Origin of the sequence: Sphingopyxis sp. YF1, assembly GCF_022701295.1 — a bacterium.
Lineage (GTDB): Bacteria > Pseudomonadota > Alphaproteobacteria > Sphingomonadales > Sphingomonadaceae > Sphingopyxis.
In genome coordinates this window covers 820304-839737 of sequence record NZ_CP033204.1, presented here as the reverse complement: position 1 = coordinate 839737, position 19434 = coordinate 820304, and the positions used below count along the sequence as shown (strand labels likewise).

Here is a 19434-nt window from a genome sequence, read left to right as displayed (position 1 = left end):
AAAAGACTGTTCCCCGTCTCGGCTGGAAATTAAGAAGGGCATAGTCCCTTCACCAACTGTCTCGGACGGAATTGCCGCGATCCCGGATGGAACCGGACCCGTGGCAACACGGGGGCGCTCTTAGCGGGATCGGCGGCAGAGTCAAGGCGAACCCGGCACCGCATCGCGGCTTGCGGACGATCCCCGACCTCCTATGAACCGAACAATGATCACGATCCGCCCCTCCGCTCCCGCCGACGGCGCGCACGTTCTCGATATCTGGCGCGACGCGGTCGACGCGACCCATGACTTTCTGACGCGCGCCGACCGCGCGGCGATCGAGGAAGAGGTCAAGGGTTTCCTGCCCTTCGCACCGCTCTGGCTTGCCGTCGACACCCGCGACCGTCCCGTCGGCTTCATGCTGCTCGACGGAGCCAGCATGGAGGCGCTGTTCATCGACCCCGCCCATCGCGGCGCGGGGGTCGGCCGCGCGCTCGTCGACCACGCGCTCGGCCTGCACCCTGTGATCACCACCGACGTGAACGAACAAAACGCCCAAGCCGTGGGCTTCTATCAGCGTCTTGGCTTCGTCGCGACGGGACGGTCGGAACGCGACGGGCAGGGCCGCCCCTATCCCCTGATCCACCTGCGCTTCGCTCCGCCCGGCTGAACGTCCTGAAAAATTGTCGCTCCGGGACTTGCGCCTCATGTTATAAGATATATCTTAGAGCTATCACGAATCACTCTAAGGATATGATCATGCATTTTTACGGACACAGGAGCGGCCGCGATTGCGGCAAGCGGCACGGCATGCACCGCGACGGCCGCGGCTTTGGCGAAGGTTTCGGGCGCGGCTTCGGCGGGCGCCACCGCGATGGCGGACATGGCCGCGGCGGCCCGCGACGACGGATGTTCGATGGCGGCGAATTGCGGCTCGTGCTGCTGAAGCTGATCGCCGACGAACCACGCCACGGTTACGACCTGATCCGCAGGATCGAGGAACTGACCGGCGGCGCCTATGCGCCGAGCCCGGGAGTCATCTACCCCACCCTCACCCTGCTCGACGACATGGGGCAGATCGCGGCGCAGCAAAGCGAGGGGGCGAAGAAATTGTTCGCGATCACCCCGGAGGGCGTGGCCGAACTCGACGCGAACCGCGACGCGGTCGAAGCGCTCGTCGCCCGGCTTGCCGCGATCGGCGACGAACGCCAGCGCACCGACACGGCGTCGGTGCGGCGCGCGATGGGCAATCTGCGCCAGGTGCTGCTCGACAAGCTCGGCGGCGGCGACATCGACCAGGAGGCGTTGCACGACGTCGTCGCGCTGATCGATGACGCGGCACAGAAGATCGAACGACTGTAAGGAACGACGCCATGAGCCTTTCGGCAACCGCACGCGTGCCCACCACGCAGGCGAGAAGATATCTGCAGCAGCTGTGCAAGCACTGGCAGCATAATCTGGCGGTCGACTTCACCGCCGACCACGGCACCGTCGCCTTTCCGAAGGATGCGCGCGGTGCCGACTGGCCGGACGACGCGCTGGTGACCTTCGATGCGGGGGCGGAGGCGCTGGACGTGCGGATCGACGCAAGCGCGGCGGGGCAGCTCGACGCGCTGAAGGATGCCGTCGCGCGCCACCTCGACCGCTTTGCCTTTCGCGAGGCGCCGCTGGCGTTCGACTGGCAGCCAGGCTGATTTCAGGAACGCAAATCGTCAAAAGGGCGTTAGAAGCGAAAGGCGGCCGCTGTTGGCCGCCTTTCGTATGATCCGAGAAAGGAATTTCCGTGACCGATGCCCAAGGGCTTCTCTGCCCGACCTGCCGCGTGACCCTGACCATGTCGGAACGCCAGGGGATCGAGATCGACTATTGCCCGCAATGCCGCGGCGTCTGGCTCGACCGCGGCGAACTCGACAAGATTATCGAGCGCAGCGAGGCCGCCAATGCCCCCGCACCGCGCCAGCAGGCGGCGCCCCCGCCGCCCCAGCCGCAGTATCGCGAACAGGGCTATCGCGAACACGGCTATGACGACCGCCATTACGGCAAGCCGCACAAGAAGAAATACAAGAGCTTCCTGAGCGACCTGTTCGACTAGGGCCTCAACCGACGATGGCGCGCTGGCGCGAGTAGAGGAAGTAGAGCGCCAGCCCGCCAAGGTTCCAGATGCCGAACCAGAGCTGCGTCTGCGCCGGCAGGCTGAAGAAAAGATAGATGCAGCCGAGCACCGCGACGCCGCCGACCAGCCAGGGCAGCGGCGCGCGGAAGGTGCGCGGCGCATCGGGCGCACGGCGGCGCATGATCAACATGCAGATCGACACCGCGGTGAAGGCCGCGAGCGTTCCCGCATTGGCAAGCGCCGCAAGTTCGCCGAGCGGGATGAAGCCCGCGAGAACGGCCACGACGAGCGCGGTGAAGATCGTGATGCGCACCGGCGTGCCGCGCGACGACAGCCGCGCGAGCGCGGTCGGCAGCAGGCCGTCGCGCGCCATCGTGAAGAAGATGCGGCTCTGGCCATAGAAAAAGGCGAGGATCACGGTCGGCAGCGCGATGATCGCCGAGATGGCGAGATAGTGCGCAGCAAGCGGCTGGCCGAGTTCGCGCAGGATCAGCGCGAGCGGTTCGGGGGCTGTTGGCGAAGCGGCTGTAGGCGATCGCACCGACCGCCGCGACCGCGACCGCGATATAGATGACGACGCACGCCAGCATCGATCCGACGATTCCGATCTTGAGATCGCGGTCGGGGTTCTTGGCTTCTTCCGCCGCGGTCGCGATCGCGTCGAAACCATAGAAGGCAAAGAAGATGATCGCCGCCGCCGCCATCACGCCGCGCTCGACCCCGTCGGGGCCCATATGCTTGGCGAAGCCATAGGGGCTGAAGGGTTCGAGGTTGGCGGCGTCGAAGGCCGGCAGCGCAACCGCAACGAAAACCGCGAGCGCCACGACTTTCACGATCACCAGCACCGCGTTGACCGTCGCACTCTCGCGCGTGCCGAACAGCAGCATGCCCGCGACGATGGCAATGATCGCGATCGCCGGCAGGTTGACGACGCCGCCCAGTTCGGGGCCCTGCATCAGCGCCATCGGCACCCCGGCCCACGCCTCCAGCAGCGGCGCGGCATAGCCCGACCAGCCGACCGCGACCGCGCTCACCACCAGCGAATATTCGAGGATCAGGCTCCACCCGACCACCCACGCGATCAATTCGCCGATCACCACATAGCTGTAGGTGTAGGCGCTGCCCGAGGCGGGGATCATCGTCGCCATTTCGGCGTAGGCCAGCGCGGCGCACGCGCAGATCAGCCCGGCGATGGCAAAGGACAGGATGACCGCGGGGCCTGCCTTGTCGGCGCCGACGCCGATTAGCGTCAAAATGCCCGTGCCGACGATCGCCCCGACGCCGAGCGCGACGAGATGCGGCCAGCCGAGCGTGCGCGCCAGGGCCTGCCCCCCGTGCTGCTGGTCCGGAACGATGGTCTTGCGGCGCAGCAGGCTATCGGTCATCAAATCGGGCTCCCCTTGTTATGGGCGCTGCTTGTGAAACGGGATCGGGGAGAAGGCAAGCGCAACGGTCAGGCCGCGCGGGCAACCGCAAAAGCCCGTAGCGAAAAGCCCTGCGGCGAGCAGCACCGCCGCGGCATAAGCGAACGGCGCGGACCAGAGCACCGCCCGCGCACCGGCGACCGCGCCGGTCACCAGCCCCGCCCAGAGCCACAGATGCGCGCGCCAGCGTCCATCGCCGGTGCCGCGCAGCGCATTGGCCATCTTGTGCCCCATCTGGACCAGCGTGCCGGTCATGTAGGTGACGCCGACGACGGCGCCGTCCTGCCCCTCGAGCGCGGCGTTGGCGACGCCCATCGCAAAGGCCAGGCAGGCGACCGGAAGCCAGCCGGGCGACAGGAGCCGCAGTCCTGCGGCAAGCGCGAGCAGCAGCGCGACGAACAGCAGGATGACCGCCGTCCGGCGCTGCGTCCACCGCGCCGCCGCCAGCGACCCCGCAACGACGCCCGCGACGAACAGCAGGATGATGCCGCCCGCGATCATGGCCGCGTCGCTCCATTCGGCGAGCCCGACCGCGAGCCGCGTCGAATTGCCCGTCATGAACGAAACGAAAAAGCCCGCCGCCGATTCGACGAAGCCCATGGCATCGACGAAGCCGGCAAGGACCGCGATGCCGACCGCCAGATGCTGATGGGTCCGATCGAAGCGGATCATCGCGTCAGAGCAGCGCCTCGATCGCGCCGGCAAGCTTCGCGTCGCGCTCCGAAAGGCCGTCGGCGTCGTGCGTCGTCAGCAGGATGTCGACGCGGTTGTAGACGTTCGACCATTCGGGATGGTGATCCATTTTCTCGGCGAGGATCGCGACGCTGGTCATGAATCCGAAAGCCTGGGCAAAATCGTCGAACTGGAAACGGCGGGTGATCGCGTCGCGCACCGGTTCGTGCGTCCATTCGGGAAAGCGCGCGAGCAGCCCGGCGCGTGCCGCATCGTCGAGTTTCTGGACCACCGCTTCGTCTCCCCGCTGGTAATGGCGCGATGCTCCCCATAAGGAAGGGCGCGATGAGCGACAAGAGCAGCAATCCCCCTGGCCTTCCCGCCGCCGCACTCGGCCACGCCCCCGACGCCGATGCTCTGTTCGCAATGGCCGAGGCGGCCTTCGAAACGATGCCCGCCGTGTTCAAGCCGCACCTGAAGGGCGTCGTGATCGCGATCGAGGAGTTCGCCGACGACGAAACCCTCAAATCGCTCGACATCGAACATCCCTACGACCTCACCGGGCTTTACGAAGGCCGCCCGCTGACCGAACGCAGCATCGATGCGAGCGGCGGCATGCCCGACCGCGTGACCCTCTATCGCATCCCGATATTGGTCGAGTGGATCGAGGGTGGCGAGAAACTCGACTGGCTGGTTCGCCACGTGCTGATCCACGAGATCGGCCATCATTTCGGCTTTTCCGACGACGACATGCACGCGCTGGAAGATATGGCGTGAGCGCGCTGCTGCGGCTGACCGACATCGCCTGCATCCGCGGCGACCGCCTGTTGTTCGAAGGCCTGTCGCTGGCGCTGGCTCCCGGCGACGCGCTGTGGCTGCGCGGTCCCAACGGCACCGGGAAATCGAGCCTGATCCGGATCGCGGCGGGGCTGCTCCGCGCCGCGGCGGGCCGCGTCGAACGCTTCGGACGCATCGCGCTGATCGACGAGGCCGCGGCGCTCGACACCGAACTGCCGCTGCGCCGCGCGCTCGATTTCTGGGCCCGGGTCGATACCGTCGACGGCCATACGGTCGATCGCGCGATGGCTACGATGGCGCTGGAACCGCTGTCCGAAGTCCCCGTGGCGATGCTGTCCACCGGCCAGCGCAAGCGCGCGGCGATGGTGCGGGTGATCGCAAGCGGCGCGCCGGTCTGGCTGCTCGACGAACCCGCCAACGGGATGGACGATGCGGCGCAGGCGCGGCTGGTCGCCGCCGTTGCGGCGCACCGCGCGAACGGCGGCGCGGTGCTGCTGGCGTCGCATTTCGCGCTCGGCGTGCCCGACCTGGCCGAACTCGACATGGGCGCGCTGGCGTGACGATGCTGATCGCCCTTTTCTGGCGCGACCTCAGGCGGGCGTGGGGCAGCGACGCGCTGTGGCTGCCGGTGCTGTTCTTCCTGCTCGTCGCGACCGCCTTTCCCTTCGCGGTCGGTCCCGACGCGCCGTTGCTGGCGCGGACCGGCGGGGGCATGGTCTGGGTCGCGGCGCTGCTTGCCGCACTGCTGCCGATCGACCGGCTCGTGCGGCCCGACCGCGACGCGGGCGTGCTCGACCAGCTCGCGGTGCGCGGTGTCGCCGACGAGGTGATCGCGGCGGTGAAGATCGCCGCCCATGCGATCGGCTTCGGCCTGCCGCTGCTGATTGCGCTGCTCCCGGCGGCGGCGCTGCTGGCGCAGGACGCCGGGCGGGTCCAGATTCTGGCCACCGGGCTCGCCATCGCCATCCCCGCCCTCGCCTCGCTGGCGGTGCTCAGCGCGGCGCTGACCGCGGGGCTGAAAGGGGGCAATGCGATCGGCGGCTTGCTCGTGCTGCCGCTCGCCGTGCCGATGCTGATCTTCGGGGCAGGAATGCTCGATCCGTCGGGACGCGGCGCGATCAAGCTGCTCGGCGCGGTCAGCCTGCTGATGACGGTGATCGGCCCCTTCGCGGCGGGCGCGGCGCTGCGGGGCCTGCGCGAATGACGCACCAGTCGCTCGCGCATGTCGCGCTGGTGGTGCGCGACTATGACGAGGCGATCGACTTCTATGTCGGCACGCTGGGCTTCACGCTAGTCGCCGACGACTATCAGCCGGCGCAGGACAAGCGCTGGGTGCTCGTCGCACCGCCGGGCGCCCCCGAGGGCGGCGCGACGATCCTGCTCGCGCGGGCGGCTGATGCGGAGCAGGCGGCGTTCATCGGCAACCAGTCGGGCGGACGCGTCTTCCTGTTCCTGCGAACCGACGATTTCGCTCGCGACTATCAAAATCTGTTGGCCAAGGGCGTACGGATCGAGCGCGAGCCGATGGAAGCGGATTATGGTACCGTCGCGGTGTTCCTCGACCTCTATGGCAACAAGTGGGACCTGATCGAGTTTCGCCGATCGCAATGACCCTTTCGAGCGGAAGCGGCCATAAGATCCTCCCTGTGCCGCAGCCATGGGGAGGTGGCAGCGCGGAGCGCTGACGGAGGGGCTATGGCGCGACGTTACCGCCCCTCCACCACCGCCTGCGGCGGCGGTCCCCCTCCCCATGGCTTCGCCACAGAGAGGATTTAGATATCCGCTAACGACCGGTTGCGGACAGATATCCTCCCTGTGGCGAAGCCATGGGTGAGGTGGCAGCGCGGAGCGCTGACGGAGGGGCGAAAGATGCGACCTCGCAGCCCCTCCACCGCCGCCCGCGGCGGCGGTCCCCCTCCCCATGGCTTCGCCACAGGGAGGATTTAGATATCCGCCAACGACCGGTCCTTGCCGTACCCCGGCGAAAGCCGGGGCCCAGAGCGGAACTACGCAACGCTGACTTTCTAACGCCCTGGGCCCCGGCTTTCGCCGGGGTACAAACTGAGAGCAAACGTCCGCTTCCCACCCCATTTCTGTCGCTAGCCGCTGTCGCTGGATAGAATGACCGCCAACGACCGATTGCGGACGCCTGAAGAAGTTTCCATAAAGCTCCGATGGATGCACAGGATTTCAAAGCAGCATGGGAGCGGGAGGGCGACACGCTGTATCGCTTTACCGGCGAAGAGATTGGTCACGCCCAGACGACGGCAGTGGCCGAGCATTTTTTGACTACCGCTGGCCTTCCGGTGGAAGCAGCTCCCTGTCTCAGCTTCGGACAGCAGTCGCTTGATCGGCTGCCGGAAGGCGCCCGCAACGACTATCTGGCTATCGGGTCGGACGGTGCCGGAAACCCTATTGTTATTGATAAAACTGGCGCCGTCCTGCTCTTAGACCACGACGGAAAGTTTGAACCGTCGTACGTAAACCACGATGTTCCAACTCTTGCGGCTTCGCTTCTGCGATATCGCGATTTGATTGACGAAGCCGCAACCGTGCCGGACTTTGATGGGGCGCTTTCTCTAGTCCTGCGAGAATCGTTTGCTGGCTTTCTGGAAAAGCTGGATCCGAGGTCTCTCGAAGAAAATCAACTATGGTCTAGCGAACTACGACTTAGGTAGAGCGTCCGCTTCCTACCCCAAAGCGGACACCGCCTGCAAATAGGCCTTTCCTATATTATCCGCCTGTGCCGAGCCTTCGTTCGGCGCTTCGATTTGGCGGACAAAAGCGGTCGCCGCCCGCCTTGCCAATGCGGCCACGCCGCGCCGCGCCGGGCGCGTCCAACATGGCGCGAGGTCCCAATCGGGGAAGCGTACAGGGCTGAACTTGCCTGCACTTTGGAAGGCCGCGGGGCGCTTGCCCGGCCGGATCCAACCCGGGACGACGAAAGAAGGCCATCGCGGTCTGCCGCCCCCGACCCGCCCATAAGAAAAGGGCCGGGTTTCCCCGGCCCTTCCCTAATTCAGCGTGCCCGAAATCAGGCGCCGGTGACGTCGGTCGTGTCGACCTTCACACCCGGGCCCATCGACGACGACAGCGCGATCTTGCGGACGTACTTGCCCTTGGCGCCGGCCGGCTTGGCCTTGACGATCGCGTCGACGAAGGCGTCGAAGTTCTGGCGGAGCTTTTCCTCGCCGAACGACAGCTTGCCGAGGCCCGCGTGGATGATGCCCGCCTTTTCGACGCGGAATTCGATCTGACCACCCTTGGCGGCCTTCACGGCTTCGGCGACGTTCGGGGTCACGGTGCCCAGCTTCGGGTTCGGCATCAGGCCCTTCGGACCCAGCGTCTTGCCGAGGCGGCCGACGATGCCCATCATGTCCGGCGTCGCAATGACGCGGCCATAGTCGAGGTTGCCCGCGAGCATGTCTTCCATCAGGTCTTCGGCACCGACCTTGTCGGCGCCGGCGGCCAGCGCCTTTTCGGCGTTGTCGCCGCGCGCGAACACGGCAACCTTGACGTCCTTGCCGGTGCCGGCGGGGAGCGTGACGACGCCGCGGACCATCTGGTCGGCGTGGCGCGGATCGACGCCCAGGTTCATCGCGATTTCGAGCGTTTCGTCGAACTTGGCCGAAGCGAGTTCACGAACGGTCTTCAGCGCTTCGTCGACGCCGTGCAGCTTCAGCGCGTCGACCTTGCCCTCGAGGGCCTTCTGCTTCTTGGTCAGCTTTGCCATGGGGTCAGCCCTCCGTCACTTCGAGGCCCATCGAGCGCGCGCTGCCTTCGATGATCTTCGTCGCCTGTTCGATATCGTTCGCGTTGAGATCCTTCATCTTGATCTCGGCGATTTCGGCGAGCTTCGAGCGCGCGATCTTGCCGGCGCTGAGCTTGCCGGGCTCCTTCGAACCCGACTTCAGGTTCGCGGCCTTCTTGATCAGATAGGTCGCCGGGGGCGTCTTGGTGACGAAGGCGAAGCTCTTGTCGGCGAAGACGGTGATGATGGTCGGGGTCGGCGTACCCTTTTCCAGGCCGTCGGTCGCGGCGTTGAACGCCTTGCAGAATTCCATGATGTTGACACCGCGCTGACCGAGCGCCGGCCCGAGCGGCGGCGACGGGTTGGCGGCGCCGGCGGGCACCTGCAGCTTGATGTAGCCGCTAATCTTCTTGGCCATGATGGCCTCCTTTCTTTCTGTCGGTCCGCCGCCGGGCGGCGAACCTCAAAATAAGCGGTCGAACAGAGGGGCATCACCCCCTCCTCCCGCGCGGAATCGCGCCCTTGTCTGACGCGAAGCGGCGCCCATAGGCCCAAACGTTCCGGAAAACAAGCCTCAGCCCTGCGGAACGAGGCGCAACAGCCCTTCCTGCACCGCTGACGCGATCAGCGTGCCGTCGCGGCGGTAGATCGAACCGCGGTTGATCCCGCGGCTGGCACCCGACCAGTCGCTGTCCATCACATAGACGAACCATTCGTCGACGCGCACATCGTCGTGAAACCACATCGCATGGTCGAGGCTGGTCGAAAACAGGCCCGGGGTCGACCAGTTGAGCCCGTGCGGCAGCATCGCCGACGACAGCAGCCCCATGTCCGAGGCAAAGGCCAGGAAACCCTGGTGGACGAGCGGGTCGTCGCCGATCGGCGCCGCGACGCGGAACCACTGATAGTGCTGCGTCGCCTTGGCCGAGGCGGGCGGGCGATGGTTGCGCAGTTCGAACGGCCGCCGCCGCGCCATATGGTCGAACGAATCCTCCGACACATGGGGGTCGGCGGCGATGGCCTCGAGAAAATCGACGCAATCCTCGGGCGGCAGCAGGTCGGGCATCGGCACCTGATGCGCAAAGCCCGGCGCCGGTTTCTGGAACGAGGCGGTGAGGTTGAAGATCACCTTGCCGTCCTGACGCACGACGACGCGGCGATTGGCGAAGCTGCGCCCGTCGAAATCGCGGTGGACGCGAAAATGGAGCGGCTTGGTCTCGTCGCCGCCGCGCAGAAAATAGGCGTGGAGCGAATGGACGCGCTTGTCGGAATCGACGGTGCGCGCCGCGGCGACCATCGCCTGCGCGATCACCTGCCCGCCGAAGATGCGATCGCGCGCGGTGGTCGCGAGCGCCGGAAAGGTAAATTCGTCGTCGACCCCGGGCACGGCGTCGAGATCGAACAGGCGCGCAACCGCGCCGACAACCCGACCCGCATCGACGCTGGCGTTGATCGCGCGCGCGCGCGCGATGCGCGCTTCAACCTGTTCGGGAGAGAGGGTTGTCATGATGCGCGCCTCTCCCTTGTTATCCTGGCGAAGGCCAGGATCTCGCCGGTGCGGTCCTACGATAAGATGAGATCCCGGCCTGCGCCGGGATGACGGCCTGTCGGGGCCGTCACTTCATGCGTTCGACCTGCTCGAAATCCAGCTCGACGGGCGTCGCGCGGCCGAAGATCGAGACGCTGACCTTGACGCGCGCCTTGTCGAAGTCGAGTTCCTCGACAACGCCGTTGAAGCTCGCGAACGGGCCTTCGAGCACCTTGACCTGGTCGCCGATCTCGTAATCGACGCGGATCTCGGTCTTGGGGCGCGCGGCCGCTTCTTCCTTGCTGTTCAGGATGCGCGCGGCTTCGGCTTCGCTGATCGCCTGCGGCTTGCCCATCGAACCGAGGAAGCCCGTGACCTTCGGCGTGTTCTTGACGAGGTGATAGACATCGTCGGTCATCGTGAGCTTGGCGAGGACGTAGCCGGGGAAGAATTTCCGCTCGGCCTGCACCTTCTTGCCGCGCTTGACCTCGGTCACCGTCTCGACGGGCACCTCGACCGATTCCACGAGCTGCGAAAGCCCCATGCGCTCGGCCTCGGCGAGCACCGAATCGCGAACCTTGTTCTCGAAACCCGAATAGGCGTGAATGATGTACCAGCGCGCCATGTGTTTACGTCCTGTCCCTGTAGTGGCGCCGATCAGCGCGCGAGCGACGTCAGCCAGCTGACGATCGCGTTGAAAACCGTGTCGACGCCGAGAAAGAAGAACGCGAGGATCGTGGTCATGATGAGCACCAGGATCGTCGTCTGCACCGTCTCGCGGCTCGTGGGCCACACGATCTTGCCGGCTTCGGCGCGTACCTGACGGATAAATTCGCCCGGGCTGGTCTTGGCCATGTCGATCGTCCTGTCCTCGAAAAGCGTCAATGTCATCGGCCAGATGGGTTGCCGCCCCCCGCACGTCAACCGTGCTTTGGGCAATAGTCCGCCCACCCTCCCCGAGCTTGTCGGCGAAAGGCGGAAGGAGAACGGCGCATCTGTCCGAATGGGCGGCCTTTACTTGGGCGCAATGGGGATTGCAAGTCAAAGGCGGGCGGGAAGGCGCGCCATTCTGCGATGGAGCAGCAGCAGCAGCCCGACCATGACGAGCCAGCTCAGCGTCGGCTGGAGCACGAAGAGCAGATGGAGCTGGCGCGCCGCCGCGGCGCCGTTCGCCGGATCGAAGCCGATGAAGTCGAGCGCCAGATAGCTGACCCCGATCGCCGCCGCGACACCGAATTTCGCCATCAGATTGAGAATCGCGAAGAGAAAGGCCGAGCGGTTGCGACCGCAACGCCGGGCATCGTGCGGGATCAGGTCGGCGAGCATCGAATAGATGAACAGCAGCCCGACGAAGCCAGTCCCGAGCAGAAGCGAGAAAATAGCCGCCTGCCCGAACCCCTCGGGCTGCTGCGCCAGCGTCGCGACGAGCAGCGAACCGATCAGCAATCCCATCGCCATCATCATTGGCGGCTTGCCGAAGCGGCGCGCGAGCCACGCCCAGCCGGGCGACGCCAGCGCGCCGCCGATGAAGCTCGCAAAGAGCAGCAGCGCGCTGCGATCGTCGAGGTCGAGCACCCACGCCGCGAAAAAGACGAACAGCGCGGTCAGCGAACCGAAGGCGAAGCTGTTGAGAAACTGCACCCCGCACAGCAGCATCAGCGGCGGAAAGGAAAGCGATGCGCGCAGTTCGTGCCGCCAGCCGATGCCCGGTTCGGCGACGACCGCGCGGCGCGGGATATGGCGGATCGCATAGAGCGCGACGGGCGCGACGACCAGCATCACCCCGGCATAGGCCATGATGCGCCCCTGAAGGCTGAGCCCGGGGACGAAGAATTGCGCCGCCGCCGGCGCGGCGAAGGCGACGAGCAGCGCGATCTTCGACGCCCAGTCGCGCATGCCGTAGAGCATGGCGCTGTCGGCCGGCGCACGCACGAGCGCCGCCCCCCACGACAGCTGCGCGACCTCGTAGAGGCTGAAGCTCGAATAGAAGAGAACCAGCACGATAAAGAGCGCGGCAAAGGGTAGCAGGTTCCCGGCGGTGACGATGAAGGCCAGCAAGCCGAGCAGCGGCACCATCGCGATCAGCATCCAGCGGCGATGCGCGCCCATCCCGGGACGGAAGCGGTCGACCATCGTGCCGATCAGCGGGTCGACGACACCGTCCCATATCGTGGTGAGCGAAAAGAGGAGCCCGACGAGCGCGACCGCAATCACCCCGCCTTCGGCGATATAGGGCGGCAGATAGACGCTGAACGGGAGGCCGAGCATCGCGGTCGGTGCGGCGGTCGCGGCATAGGCCGCGACGGTGCGCGGGGTGAGCGCCGACGATTCGACGCCGCGGGCGGACAGGGTCGGGGCGGTGGTGGCCAAGCGGGCGGCTCCTGCGGGAAGGCGCAAGCTTTCAGCCATTGACAGATGTGTCAATAGACCGCGGCGGCGAATGTCGGTCCCGGATGCGCGGCGGCCACAAATCCTCCCGATGGCGTCGCCGCCCGGAGGGTTTTCGCGGCCCCGCCCCCGGGCCGCGGCTAGTTCACCATCCGCTCATAGCCCTCCCAATAGGGCGCGCGGAGGTCCTTGCGGAGGATCTTGCCGCTGGCGTTGCGCGGCAGCGCTTCGATCACGTCGACGCTGCGCGGCGCCTTGAACGCGGCGATGCGTTCGCGCGCCCACGCGATGATGTCGCCCTCGTCGACGCTCATTCCCGGCTTGGGCACGACCACCGCCTTCACCGTCTCGCCCCATTTGGCATCGGGGATGCCGATCACCGCGACCTCCTGCACCGCGGGATGGCCGAAGATCGCGCTCTCGACCTCGGCCGGATAGACATTCTCGCCGCCCGAGATGATCATGTCCTTCATCCGGTCATGGATGTAGAGATAGCCGTCGGCGTCGAGATAGCCCGCGTCGCCGGTATGGATCCAGCCGTCGGCGGTCATCGTCTTCGCTGTCGCCTCGGGCAGGTTCCAATATTCCAGCATGTTGTTCGACGAGCGGGTGACGACCTCGCCCACCTCGCCGACCGGAAGCTCCTGCCCCTCGTCGCCGAGGATGCGGATTTCGACGCCGGGCAGCGGCTTGCCCGCCGACCGCATGCGCGCATTGCCCTCGGGATCATGATCCTCCGGCGGCAGCATGCAGATCGTGCCCGTCGTTTCGGTCATGCCATAGGCCTGGATGAACTGGGCCCCGAACATCTTGATGCACTGGCGCAGCAGTTCGAGCGGGATCGGCGCCGCACCATAGAGGATATATTTGAGCCGGCTGAAATCGGTCTCGGCGCAGCGCGGGTGGAGCAGCAGCATCTGCAGCGCCGCCGGCACGATGAAGAAGCGCGTCACGCCATGATGCTCGACCGCGTCGAACACGCCTTCGGGGTTGAATTCGGCGAGGATGATCCCGGGCAGCCCCGCCCCGAGGGCCATGATGCCGAGCCCGGTGCCGCCGATATGCGCGCAGGGCATGGCAACCAGCACCGCCTCGTCGTCGTCCCACTTGGTATAGGGTATGTCGAGGTCGCTCGAATTGCGGCGGAGCGCGAAGAGGTTGCGGTTCGACAGCACGGCGCCCTTGGGGTTACCTGTAGTGCCCGACGTATAGAGCTGAAGCACCGCGTCGTCGGGGCCCGCGCCCTCGAAACCCGCGCGCGGGGTCGCGGCGATCCGCGCGCGCGCTTCGTCCGCGCCGAGGATCAGCGGATATTGCTCGAGCTTGCCCGCGAGTTGCTGCGCCGCCGCGTCGAACCCCGGACCGGTGAACAGGATTTTCGCGCCCGTGTCGTTGAGCACATAGGCCCATTCGGCCGGCGACAGCCGCCAGCCGATCGGCGCCATCACGATGCCCGCACGCGCGGCGCCAAAGAAGAGGAGGAAATAAAGATCGCTGTTCTTGCCGATCCAGGCGATGCGATCGCCCTTCCGAAGCCCCGCCGCAAAGAGTGCGCTCGCCACTTTCGCGGTCAGGTCGTCGAGGTCGGCATAGGTGAAGACCCGATCCTCCTCGCGCAGCGCGACCCGCGCGGGCCGGTCGGCCGCCCAATGGGTGATGAATTCGTCGAATGTCAGAAGGTCGGCCAGCTCTTTCATGCAAATCTCTCCCGGATGCCGTTGGCGGCATTTCTCAACCCTGATAACAACGTCGCAAGCGATTTGACAAGCGCTGCGCCCGACGCCGTACGTCGCCGCGTATCTTGCTGACACTTCGATCCCTATGCAATCCCGTACCGCGCTCAGTCGCGGCGGAAGAGCAGCATCAGATTATTCGCGGGCATCGCCCGCCGTTCGGCGAAGACGAAGCCCGCGTCGCCCGCTGCGGCCTTGACCGCAGCCGTATCGCGCAGGCCCCATGCCGCGTTGCGCGCTCGCAGGTTCGCGTCGAACGCCAGATTGCTTTCGGCGGTCGGGACGCCGGGCTCGACATAGGCGCCATAAAGGACCAGCGGCGCACCCGGCACGAGCAGCCGCGCCGCACCGGCGAAGAGGCCGAGCGTTGCTTCCCACGGGCTGATATGCACCATGTTGATGCAGAGGATCGCATCGGCACGCGTCGCGGGCCATTCGGGCACCGACGCATCGAGCGCCAGCGGCGGGGCGAGATTCCCGAGCCTCGCGTCGTCGCGCCACGCGGCGATCGAGGCGAGGCCCGCGGGATCGGGATCGCTCGGCTGCCAGTCGAGGTGCGGAAAGGCGGCGGCGAAATGCACCGCATGTTCGCCCGAACCGCTCGCGACCTCCAGCACCGTCCCCGCCTGCGGGAGCCAGTCGGCGAGGACCCCGGCGATTGCGTCGCGGTTGCGTGCCGTGGCAGGAGCGTGGCGCCGGACCGACGGATCGCCGTCGCCCGGCATCCAGGGCGCGGGACCCGTCACTTCGCGCGTTTCCCCTGCCCCCGTGCGCGACGTTCGCGCACGATCAGCCACAGGAACAGGCCTACGGGCCCCGCCATCAGCGTGAAGAACAGGAAGGGAAACTGGACGATGCGGCCGACCCCCTTCTGGTCGGCGTCGCGCGCGATCCACATGCCGGTGAAAAGGTCGAAGGCGAGATAGTGGATCCAGCCGAGCGTCGCACCGCCCGGCGTGTCGAACAGCTTCATCACGCCGGCGAGGGTGGTGAAGTCCATCGCCCCGCCCTGCCCGCCCGCGTCGATCGAGCCGGAGAGGAAGCCCGCGATCAGCACGGTGTAGGCGAGGCAGAGGAGAAAGACGCCCGCGTACATGAGCAGCGACAGGATCCTGGGTCCGCGCGGCGCGAACGCGAGGACCAGCCAGGCCGCGATGGCCCAGTAATTCGCTACCAGAAACAGCGTGTCCCAGCTCATCGGTCGTCCCCTCGCATTGCAGTCGGTGCTTGCCTTGCCAGCGTCAGACGAGCCCGCCAAGTCCGAAGAGTACCAGCCCCCCGAACAGAGCGACCAGCCCGGTCGCCACGATCAGCAGCGTCAGCCGCGCCGCCGAGAAGCGCCGCGTGGCGAAAAAGGCGGCCGCGAAACCGAAACTCGCCGCGATCAGCGGCGCGTAAAGGAAGGCCCAGTCGTAACTGAATTCACGGCGGACGCGGACCAGCTCCCACTGCTCGACGACCAGGCCGCAGAGCGTGATCGCGGCAAGCCCGACGGCGACGAACACGGCGGCGAACAGCGCGCCACCGACGAGGCAGCCCGCCCCGCCGCGCAGGCGCACGCCGTTCGCCGCCGGATCGGTCAACTGCCGCCGATCTCGCTGAGCGACGGCGTGCCGGGAGCAACAACGGGTTCGCTCCACGTCAGGATCGGCTTGCGCGCCGCTGCGGTCTCGTCGAGCCGCGCGCGCGGCGCGAAATGCGGCGCCGATTTCAGCGCCGGATCGCCGTTCTTCGCGCGCAGCGCGACGCTGCGCAGCGCGCCGATGAACTGGTCGAGCACCGCCTTGCTCTCGGTCTCGGTCGGTTCGATCAGCATCGCGCCATGGACGACGAGCGGGAAATAGACCGTCATCGGGTGATAGCCCTCGTCGATGATTCCCTTGGCGATGTCGAGCGTCGAGAAGCCCTCGGCGAGGCCGTCGTCGGTGAACAGCGCTTCGTGCATGCACGGCCCCGAAGCCCCGAAGGGTGCGTCGAGCACATCCTCAAGGCTGCGCAGCATGTAATTGGCGTTGAGCACCGCATCCTCGGCGACCTGCTTGAGGCCGTCGGCACCGTGGCTGAGCATATAGGTCAGCGCGCGGGTGAACATGCCCATCTGGCCGTGGAAGGCGGTCATGCGGCCGAAGGTGTCGGGATGCTCGGCGCCCGCGCTTTCCTCCTCGACCAGCTTGAACGTCCCGTCGGCGTATCGCGCCGAATAGGGAATCGGGCCATAGGGCGACAGCGCCTCCGACAGCACGACCGGACCCGAACCCGGACCGCCGCCGCCGTGCGGGGTCGAGAAGGTCTTGTGGAGGTTGATGTGCATCGCATCTACGCCGAGGTCACCGGGGCGGACCTTGCCGACGATCGCGTTGAAGTTCGCGCCGTCGCAATAGACATAGCCGCCCGCGGCATGGACCGCATCCGAGATCGCCTTCATGTCGCGCTCGAACAGACCGCAGGTGTTGGGGTTGGTGATCATCACCCCCGCAACGTCGGGGCCGAGCCGCGCCTTGAGCGCCGCGAGATCGACGCGGCCCTCGGGGGTCGCGGGGATATCCTCGACGCTGAAGCCCGCGAAGGCCGCAGTCGCGGGGTTGGTGCCGTGCGCGCTTTCGGGGACGAGTAGCACGCGCCGGTCCTCGCCGCGCGCTTCGAGCGCCGCCTTGATGCACAGGACACCGCAGAGTTCGCCATGCGCGCCGGCCTTGGGTGTCATCGCGACGCCGTGCATGCCAGTGAGCTTGATCAGCCACATCGCGAGCTCGTTGATGACGCCAAGCGCGCCCTGCACCGTTTCCTGCGGCTGGAGCGGGTGGATGTCGGCAAAGCCCGGCATCCGCGCGACCTTTTCGTTGAGGCGCGGGTTGTGCTTCATCGTGCACGACCCCAGTGGGAAAAGGCCGAGGTCGATCGCATAATTCTGGCGGCTGAGGCGCGTATAGTGGCGCACCGTTTCCCCCTCGCTGAGGCCCGGCAGGCCGATCGGCGCGGTGCGCGCAAGCCCGCCAAGGTCGAGCGCGGGTGCCGCCTCGTCGAAATCGACGCCGGTGGTACCGGTCAAGCCGATCTCGAAAATCAGCGGCTCTTCGAGCATCAGCGCGCGGTTGCCGGTGAAGGTCGTGGTGTCGTCGGCGCCGCCCGCATTCATTTCGGGGCGCCAGCCGGATGCGTTGAGCGTGCTCATGCCAGCACCTCCTTCAGCGCTGCGGCAAAGGCTGCAATGTCCTCCGCCGTGCAGGTTTCGGTGACCGCGACGACCAGCCCGTTGGCGAGGCCGTCATTGTCGGGATAGAGGCGGCCGAGCGAGACGCCGCCGAGGATGTCGCGTTCGGCGAGCTTGTGGACCACCGGCCGTGCCGCCGTCGGCAGCAGCAAGGTGAATTCGTTGAAGAAGCCGCTGTTCAAGACCGACACGCCCGGCACCTTCGCCAGTTCGGCGGCAGCGGCCTTCGCGCGGCCATGATTGATCGCCGCCAGCTGGCGCAGCCCGGCCTCGCCGAGCAAGGTCATGTGGATGCTGAAGGCCAGCGCACAAAGCCCAGAATTGGTGCAGATATTGCTCGTCGCCTTTTCGCGACGGATATGCTGTTCGCGCGTCGAGAGCGTCAGCACGAAGCCGCGCTTGCCATTGGCGTCGACGGTCTCGCCGCACAGGCGCCCCGGCATCTGGCGGACATATTTGGCCTTGCATGCGAAGAGGCCGACATAGGGCCCGCCGAACTGGAGCCCGACGCCGATCGACTGGCCCTCGCCGACGACGATGTCGGCGCCCATTTCGCCGGGCGACTTGATCAGGCCGAGCGCGACGGGTTCGGTGACAACCGCGATCAGCAGCGCGCCCGACGCCTGACAGGCGGCGGCGAGCGCTGCCATGTCGTCGATGCGGCCGAGAATGTCGGGATATTGGACGACGACGCAGCTTGTTTCCTTGTCGACCGCCGCGGCGAGATCCGCCCAGTCGGTGGCAGGCACGAGTTCGGGATCGGCCTCGACCAGCGCATCGCCGGTATATTTTGCCATCGTGCGCGCAACGCTGCGATAATGCGGGTGAACGCCGGTCGAGAAGAGCGCCTTGGCGCGCTTGGTGATCCGCCGCGCCATCACGACGGCCTCCCAGCACGCGGTCGAGCCGTCGTACATCGACGCATTGGCGACGTCGGTGCCGAGCAGCCGCGCAACCTGCGACTGGAATTCGAACAGCATCTGGAGCGTCCCCTGCGCGATTTCGGGCTGGTACGGCGTGTAGGCGGTCAGAAACTCGCCGCGCTGGATCAGATGATCGACGCTGGCGGGCACATGGTGGCGATAGGCGCCTGCGCCGAGGAAGAAGGGACCGTCCCCCGCCGCGCGATTGCGCCGCGCGAGCGCGCCCATGTGGCGCTCGACCGCGAGTTCGCTGGCATGGTCGGGAAGTCCCTCGATCGGGCCGGCAAGCCGGGCCTCGGCGGGAACGTCGACGAACAGATCGTCGATCGTCGCGGCGCCGATGGTCGCGAGCATGGCCGAACGGTCATCGGCGGTGAGCGGGAGGTAACGCATTTCACTATCTCCAAAGCCCCTCCCTTTCGGGGGAGGGGTTGGGGGTGGGAGGCCGCGGTCTGACGCGGTGTTAATGGCCACCCCGCTGCGACTGGCGGGCAAGCCCGCAAGTCTCGCTGCCCCTCCCCTGACGGGAAGGGCAAGATTCTCAAAGATCGTCGCAGAAGGCCTTGTACGCGGCCGCGTTCATCAAGCCTTCGAGCTGGCCCTTGTCGCCGAGGGTCATGCGGAAGAACCAGCCTTCGCCCTCGGGGTCGCTGTTGACCAGCGCCGGGTCTTCCTCGAGCGCACCATTGCCTGCGGTGACGGTGCCGTCGACCGGGGCGTAGACGTCGCTTGCCGCCTTGACCGATTCGACGACCGCGGCGTCGCCGCCCTGCGTCAGTTCGGCGCCGGTGTCGGGGACTTCGACAAAGACGATGTCGCCGAGTTGGCCCTGCGCGAAGTCGGTGATCCCGACCGTCGCGACGTCGCCGTCGACGTCAATCCATTCATGATCTTCGGTGTAATAACGCGGCATC

24 protein-coding genes and 1 pseudogene are annotated in these 19434 nt (G+C 66.7%); 9 read left to right on the top strand and 16 right to left on the bottom strand.

Annotation, left to right across the window (positions count from 1 at the left end):
• Window positions 1–205 precede the first annotated feature (205 nt).
• The 4 genes from EAO27_RS04110 to EAO27_RS04095 all read left to right on the top strand — a co-directional run bounded on the left by EAO27_RS04110 (window position 206) and on the right by EAO27_RS04095 (window position 2071).
• Window positions 206–649 carry an acetyltransferase gene (locus EAO27_RS04110; RefSeq protein WP_242777374.1) on the top strand — a complete coding sequence of 148 codons (444 nt, stop codon included), beginning with the start codon at window positions 206–208 and terminating at the stop codon, window positions 647–649.
• A gap of 83 nt (window positions 650–732) precedes the next feature.
• On the top strand, window positions 733–1341 hold the full coding sequence (locus EAO27_RS04105) for a PadR family transcriptional regulator (RefSeq protein ID WP_242777372.1): 609 nt from the start codon (window positions 733–735) through the stop codon (window positions 1339–1341).
• 11 nt (window positions 1342–1352) lie between these two features.
• Window positions 1353–1673, top strand: a complete 321-nt coding sequence (locus EAO27_RS04100) for a DUF2218 domain-containing protein (RefSeq protein ID WP_242777370.1) — start codon at window positions 1353–1355, stop codon at window positions 1671–1673.
• Between the two features lie 89 nt (window positions 1674–1762).
• Window positions 1763–2071: a zf-TFIIB domain-containing protein gene (locus EAO27_RS04095; protein WP_278190123.1), complete on the top strand. Its 309-nt coding sequence runs from the start codon at window positions 1763–1765 to the stop codon at window positions 2069–2071.
• Between the two features lie 4 nt (window positions 2072–2075).
• On the opposite strand, the pseudogene EAO27_RS04090 reads toward EAO27_RS04095, so the two are convergent.
• The 3 genes and pseudogenes from EAO27_RS04090 to EAO27_RS04080 form a co-directional block, all read right to left on the bottom strand.
• Window positions 2076–3477, bottom strand: a pseudogene (locus EAO27_RS04090) (amino acid permease).
• An 18-nt stretch (window positions 3478–3495) separates the two neighbouring features.
• Complete coding sequence (locus EAO27_RS04085) at window positions 3496–4188, bottom strand: DUF1275 family protein (RefSeq protein WP_242777368.1); 693 nt, start codon at window positions 4186–4188, stop codon at window positions 3496–3498.
• A 4-nt stretch (window positions 4189–4192) separates the two neighbouring features.
• Entirely contained in the window at window positions 4193–4480 is a 288-nt protein-coding gene (locus tag EAO27_RS04080; RefSeq protein WP_242777366.1) for a 4a-hydroxytetrahydrobiopterin dehydratase, read from the bottom strand.
• A gap of 53 nt (window positions 4481–4533) precedes the next feature.
• Here EAO27_RS04080 and EAO27_RS04075 point away from each other — a divergent pair, with 53 nt between their 5' ends.
• The 5 genes from EAO27_RS04075 (at window position 4534) to EAO27_RS04055 (ending at window position 7664) form a co-directional block, all read left to right on the top strand.
• Window positions 4534–4965 carry a metallopeptidase family protein gene (locus EAO27_RS04075; RefSeq protein ID WP_242777364.1) on the top strand — a complete coding sequence of 144 codons (432 nt, stop codon included), beginning with the start codon at window positions 4534–4536 and terminating at the stop codon, window positions 4963–4965.
• The gene (gene ccmA, locus EAO27_RS04070; RefSeq protein ID WP_242777362.1) at window positions 4962–5546 is read left to right on the top strand and encodes a heme ABC exporter ATP-binding protein CcmA; all 585 of its coding nucleotides are present in this window, start codon (window positions 4962–4964) and stop codon (window positions 5544–5546) included. Before EAO27_RS04075 ends, ccmA begins: the two co-directional genes overlap by 4 nt.
• Window positions 5547–5548: 2 nt before the next feature.
• Complete coding sequence (locus EAO27_RS04065; protein WP_242777360.1) at window positions 5549–6190, top strand: heme exporter protein CcmB; 642 nt, start codon at window positions 5549–5551, stop codon at window positions 6188–6190.
• Window positions 6187–6597 carry a VOC family protein gene (locus EAO27_RS04060; RefSeq protein ID WP_242777358.1) on the top strand — a complete coding sequence of 137 codons (411 nt, stop codon included), beginning with the start codon at window positions 6187–6189 and terminating at the stop codon, window positions 6595–6597. The genes EAO27_RS04065 and EAO27_RS04060 overlap by 4 nt, the downstream gene beginning before the upstream one ends.
• Window positions 6598–7160: 563 nt before the next feature.
• Window positions 7161–7664 carry an SUKH-4 family immunity protein gene (locus EAO27_RS04055; RefSeq protein ID WP_242777356.1) on the top strand — a complete coding sequence of 168 codons (504 nt, stop codon included), beginning with the start codon at window positions 7161–7163 and terminating at the stop codon, window positions 7662–7664.
• Between the two features lie 356 nt (window positions 7665–8020).
• Here the strand turns inward: EAO27_RS04055 and rplA are convergent, their stop codons facing one another.
• From rplA to gcvH, 13 genes are all read right to left on the bottom strand, one after another.
• Window positions 8021–8719 (bottom strand): 50S ribosomal protein L1, encoded by a 699-nt coding sequence (rplA, locus tag EAO27_RS04050; RefSeq protein WP_242777354.1) that lies wholly within the window; start codon window positions 8717–8719, stop codon window positions 8021–8023.
• Between the two features lie 4 nt (window positions 8720–8723).
• The gene (gene rplK / locus EAO27_RS04045) at window positions 8724–9155 is read right to left on the bottom strand and encodes a 50S ribosomal protein L11 (RefSeq protein ID WP_242777352.1); all 432 of its coding nucleotides are present in this window, start codon (window positions 9153–9155) and stop codon (window positions 8724–8726) included.
• A gap of 156 nt (window positions 9156–9311) precedes the next feature.
• The gene (locus EAO27_RS04040) at window positions 9312–10244 is read right to left on the bottom strand and encodes an acyl-CoA thioesterase II (protein WP_242777350.1); all 933 of its coding nucleotides are present in this window, start codon (window positions 10242–10244) and stop codon (window positions 9312–9314) included.
• A 109-nt stretch (window positions 10245–10353) separates the two neighbouring features.
• Window positions 10354–10890 (bottom strand): transcription termination/antitermination protein NusG, encoded by a 537-nt coding sequence (nusG, locus tag EAO27_RS04035; RefSeq protein WP_242777348.1) that lies wholly within the window; start codon window positions 10888–10890, stop codon window positions 10354–10356.
• 32 nt (window positions 10891–10922) lie between these two features.
• Window positions 10923–11120 carry a preprotein translocase subunit SecE gene (gene secE, locus EAO27_RS04030; RefSeq protein WP_242780426.1) on the bottom strand — a complete coding sequence of 66 codons (198 nt, stop codon included), beginning with the start codon at window positions 11118–11120 and terminating at the stop codon, window positions 10923–10925.
• 186 nt (window positions 11121–11306) lie between these two features.
• Window positions 11307–12635 carry an MFS transporter gene (locus tag EAO27_RS04025; RefSeq protein WP_242777346.1) on the bottom strand — a complete coding sequence of 443 codons (1329 nt, stop codon included), beginning with the start codon at window positions 12633–12635 and terminating at the stop codon, window positions 11307–11309.
• Window positions 12636–12793: 158 nt separating this feature from the next.
• Window positions 12794–14350 (bottom strand): fatty acid--CoA ligase, encoded by a 1557-nt coding sequence (locus EAO27_RS04020; protein ID WP_242777344.1) that lies wholly within the window; start codon window positions 14348–14350, stop codon window positions 12794–12796.
• 143 nt (window positions 14351–14493) lie between these two features.
• Window positions 14494–15111 (bottom strand): DUF938 domain-containing protein, encoded by a 618-nt coding sequence (locus tag EAO27_RS04015; RefSeq protein WP_242780424.1) that lies wholly within the window; start codon window positions 15109–15111, stop codon window positions 14494–14496.
• 17 nt (window positions 15112–15128) lie between these two features.
• On the bottom strand, window positions 15129–15584 hold the full coding sequence (locus EAO27_RS04010) for an ABA4-like family protein (protein WP_242777342.1): 456 nt from the start codon (window positions 15582–15584) through the stop codon (window positions 15129–15131).
• A 43-nt stretch (window positions 15585–15627) separates the two neighbouring features.
• Window positions 15628–15969, bottom strand: coding sequence for a hypothetical protein (locus EAO27_RS04005; RefSeq protein WP_242777340.1), 342 nt, complete (start codon window positions 15967–15969; stop codon window positions 15628–15630).
• The gene (gene gcvPB / locus EAO27_RS04000) at window positions 15966–17558 is read right to left on the bottom strand and encodes an aminomethyl-transferring glycine dehydrogenase subunit GcvPB (protein WP_242777338.1); all 1593 of its coding nucleotides are present in this window, start codon (window positions 17556–17558) and stop codon (window positions 15966–15968) included. The genes EAO27_RS04005 and gcvPB overlap by 4 nt, the downstream gene beginning before the upstream one ends.
• Window positions 17555–18913, bottom strand: coding sequence for an aminomethyl-transferring glycine dehydrogenase subunit GcvPA (gene gcvPA / locus EAO27_RS03995; RefSeq protein WP_242777335.1), 1359 nt, complete (start codon window positions 18911–18913; stop codon window positions 17555–17557). Before gcvPA ends, gcvPB begins: the two co-directional genes overlap by 4 nt.
• Before the next feature lie 148 nt (window positions 18914–19061).
• Window positions 19062–19433: a glycine cleavage system protein GcvH gene (gcvH, locus tag EAO27_RS03990; protein WP_242777333.1), complete on the bottom strand. Its 372-nt coding sequence runs from the start codon at window positions 19431–19433 to the stop codon at window positions 19062–19064.
• Between the last annotated feature and the right edge of the window lies 1 nt (window position 19434).

Bases quoted from the DNA above. Each gene is read 5' to 3' on its own strand.
- EAO27_RS04110 (WP_242777374.1), top strand. From the start codon at position 206: ATGATCACGATCCGCCCCTCCGCTCCCGCCGACGGCGCGCACGTTCTC.
- EAO27_RS04105 (WP_242777372.1), top strand. From the start codon at position 733: ATGATCATGCATTTTTACGGACACAGGAGCGGCCGCGATTGCGGCAAG.
- EAO27_RS04100 (WP_242777370.1), top strand. From the start codon at position 1,353: ATGAGCCTTTCGGCAACCGCACGCGTGCCCACCACGCAGGCGAGAAGA.
- EAO27_RS04085 (WP_242777368.1), bottom strand. From the start codon at position 4,188: ATGATCCGCTTCGATCGGACCCATCAGCATCTGGCGGTCGGCATCGCG.
- EAO27_RS04075 (WP_242777364.1), top strand. From the start codon at position 4,534: ATGAGCGACAAGAGCAGCAATCCCCCTGGCCTTCCCGCCGCCGCACTC.
- EAO27_RS04065 (WP_242777360.1), top strand. From the start codon at position 5,549: ATGCTGATCGCCCTTTTCTGGCGCGACCTCAGGCGGGCGTGGGGCAGC.
- EAO27_RS04060 (WP_242777358.1), top strand. From the start codon at position 6,187: ATGACGCACCAGTCGCTCGCGCATGTCGCGCTGGTGGTGCGCGACTAT.
- EAO27_RS04055 (WP_242777356.1), top strand. From the start codon at position 7,161: ATGGATGCACAGGATTTCAAAGCAGCATGGGAGCGGGAGGGCGACACG.
- rplA (WP_242777354.1), bottom strand. From the start codon at position 8,719: ATGGCAAAGCTGACCAAGAAGCAGAAGGCCCTCGAGGGCAAGGTCGAC.
- rplK (WP_242777352.1), bottom strand. From the start codon at position 9,155: ATGGCCAAGAAGATTAGCGGCTACATCAAGCTGCAGGTGCCCGCCGGC.
- EAO27_RS04040 (WP_242777350.1), bottom strand. From the start codon at position 10,244: ATGACAACCCTCTCTCCCGAACAGGTTGAAGCGCGCATCGCGCGCGCG.
- nusG (WP_242777348.1), bottom strand. From the start codon at position 10,890: ATGGCGCGCTGGTACATCATTCACGCCTATTCGGGTTTCGAGAACAAG.
- secE (WP_242780426.1), bottom strand. From the start codon at position 11,120: ATGGCCAAGACCAGCCCGGGCGAATTTATCCGTCAGGTACGCGCCGAA.
- EAO27_RS04020 (WP_242777344.1), bottom strand. From the start codon at position 14,350: ATGAAAGAGCTGGCCGACCTTCTGACATTCGACGAATTCATCACCCAT.
- EAO27_RS04015 (WP_242780424.1), bottom strand. From the start codon at position 15,111: ATGCCGGGCGACGGCGATCCGTCGGTCCGGCGCCACGCTCCTGCCACG.
- EAO27_RS04010 (WP_242777342.1), bottom strand. From the start codon at position 15,584: ATGAGCTGGGACACGCTGTTTCTGGTAGCGAATTACTGGGCCATCGCG.
- gcvPB (WP_242777338.1), bottom strand. From the start codon at position 17,558: ATGAGCACGCTCAACGCATCCGGCTGGCGCCCCGAAATGAATGCGGGC.
- gcvPA (WP_242777335.1), bottom strand. From the start codon at position 18,913: ATGCGTTACCTCCCGCTCACCGCCGATGACCGTTCGGCCATGCTCGCG.
- gcvH (WP_242777333.1), bottom strand. From the start codon at position 19,433: ATGCCGCGTTATTACACCGAAGATCATGAATGGATTGACGTCGACGGC.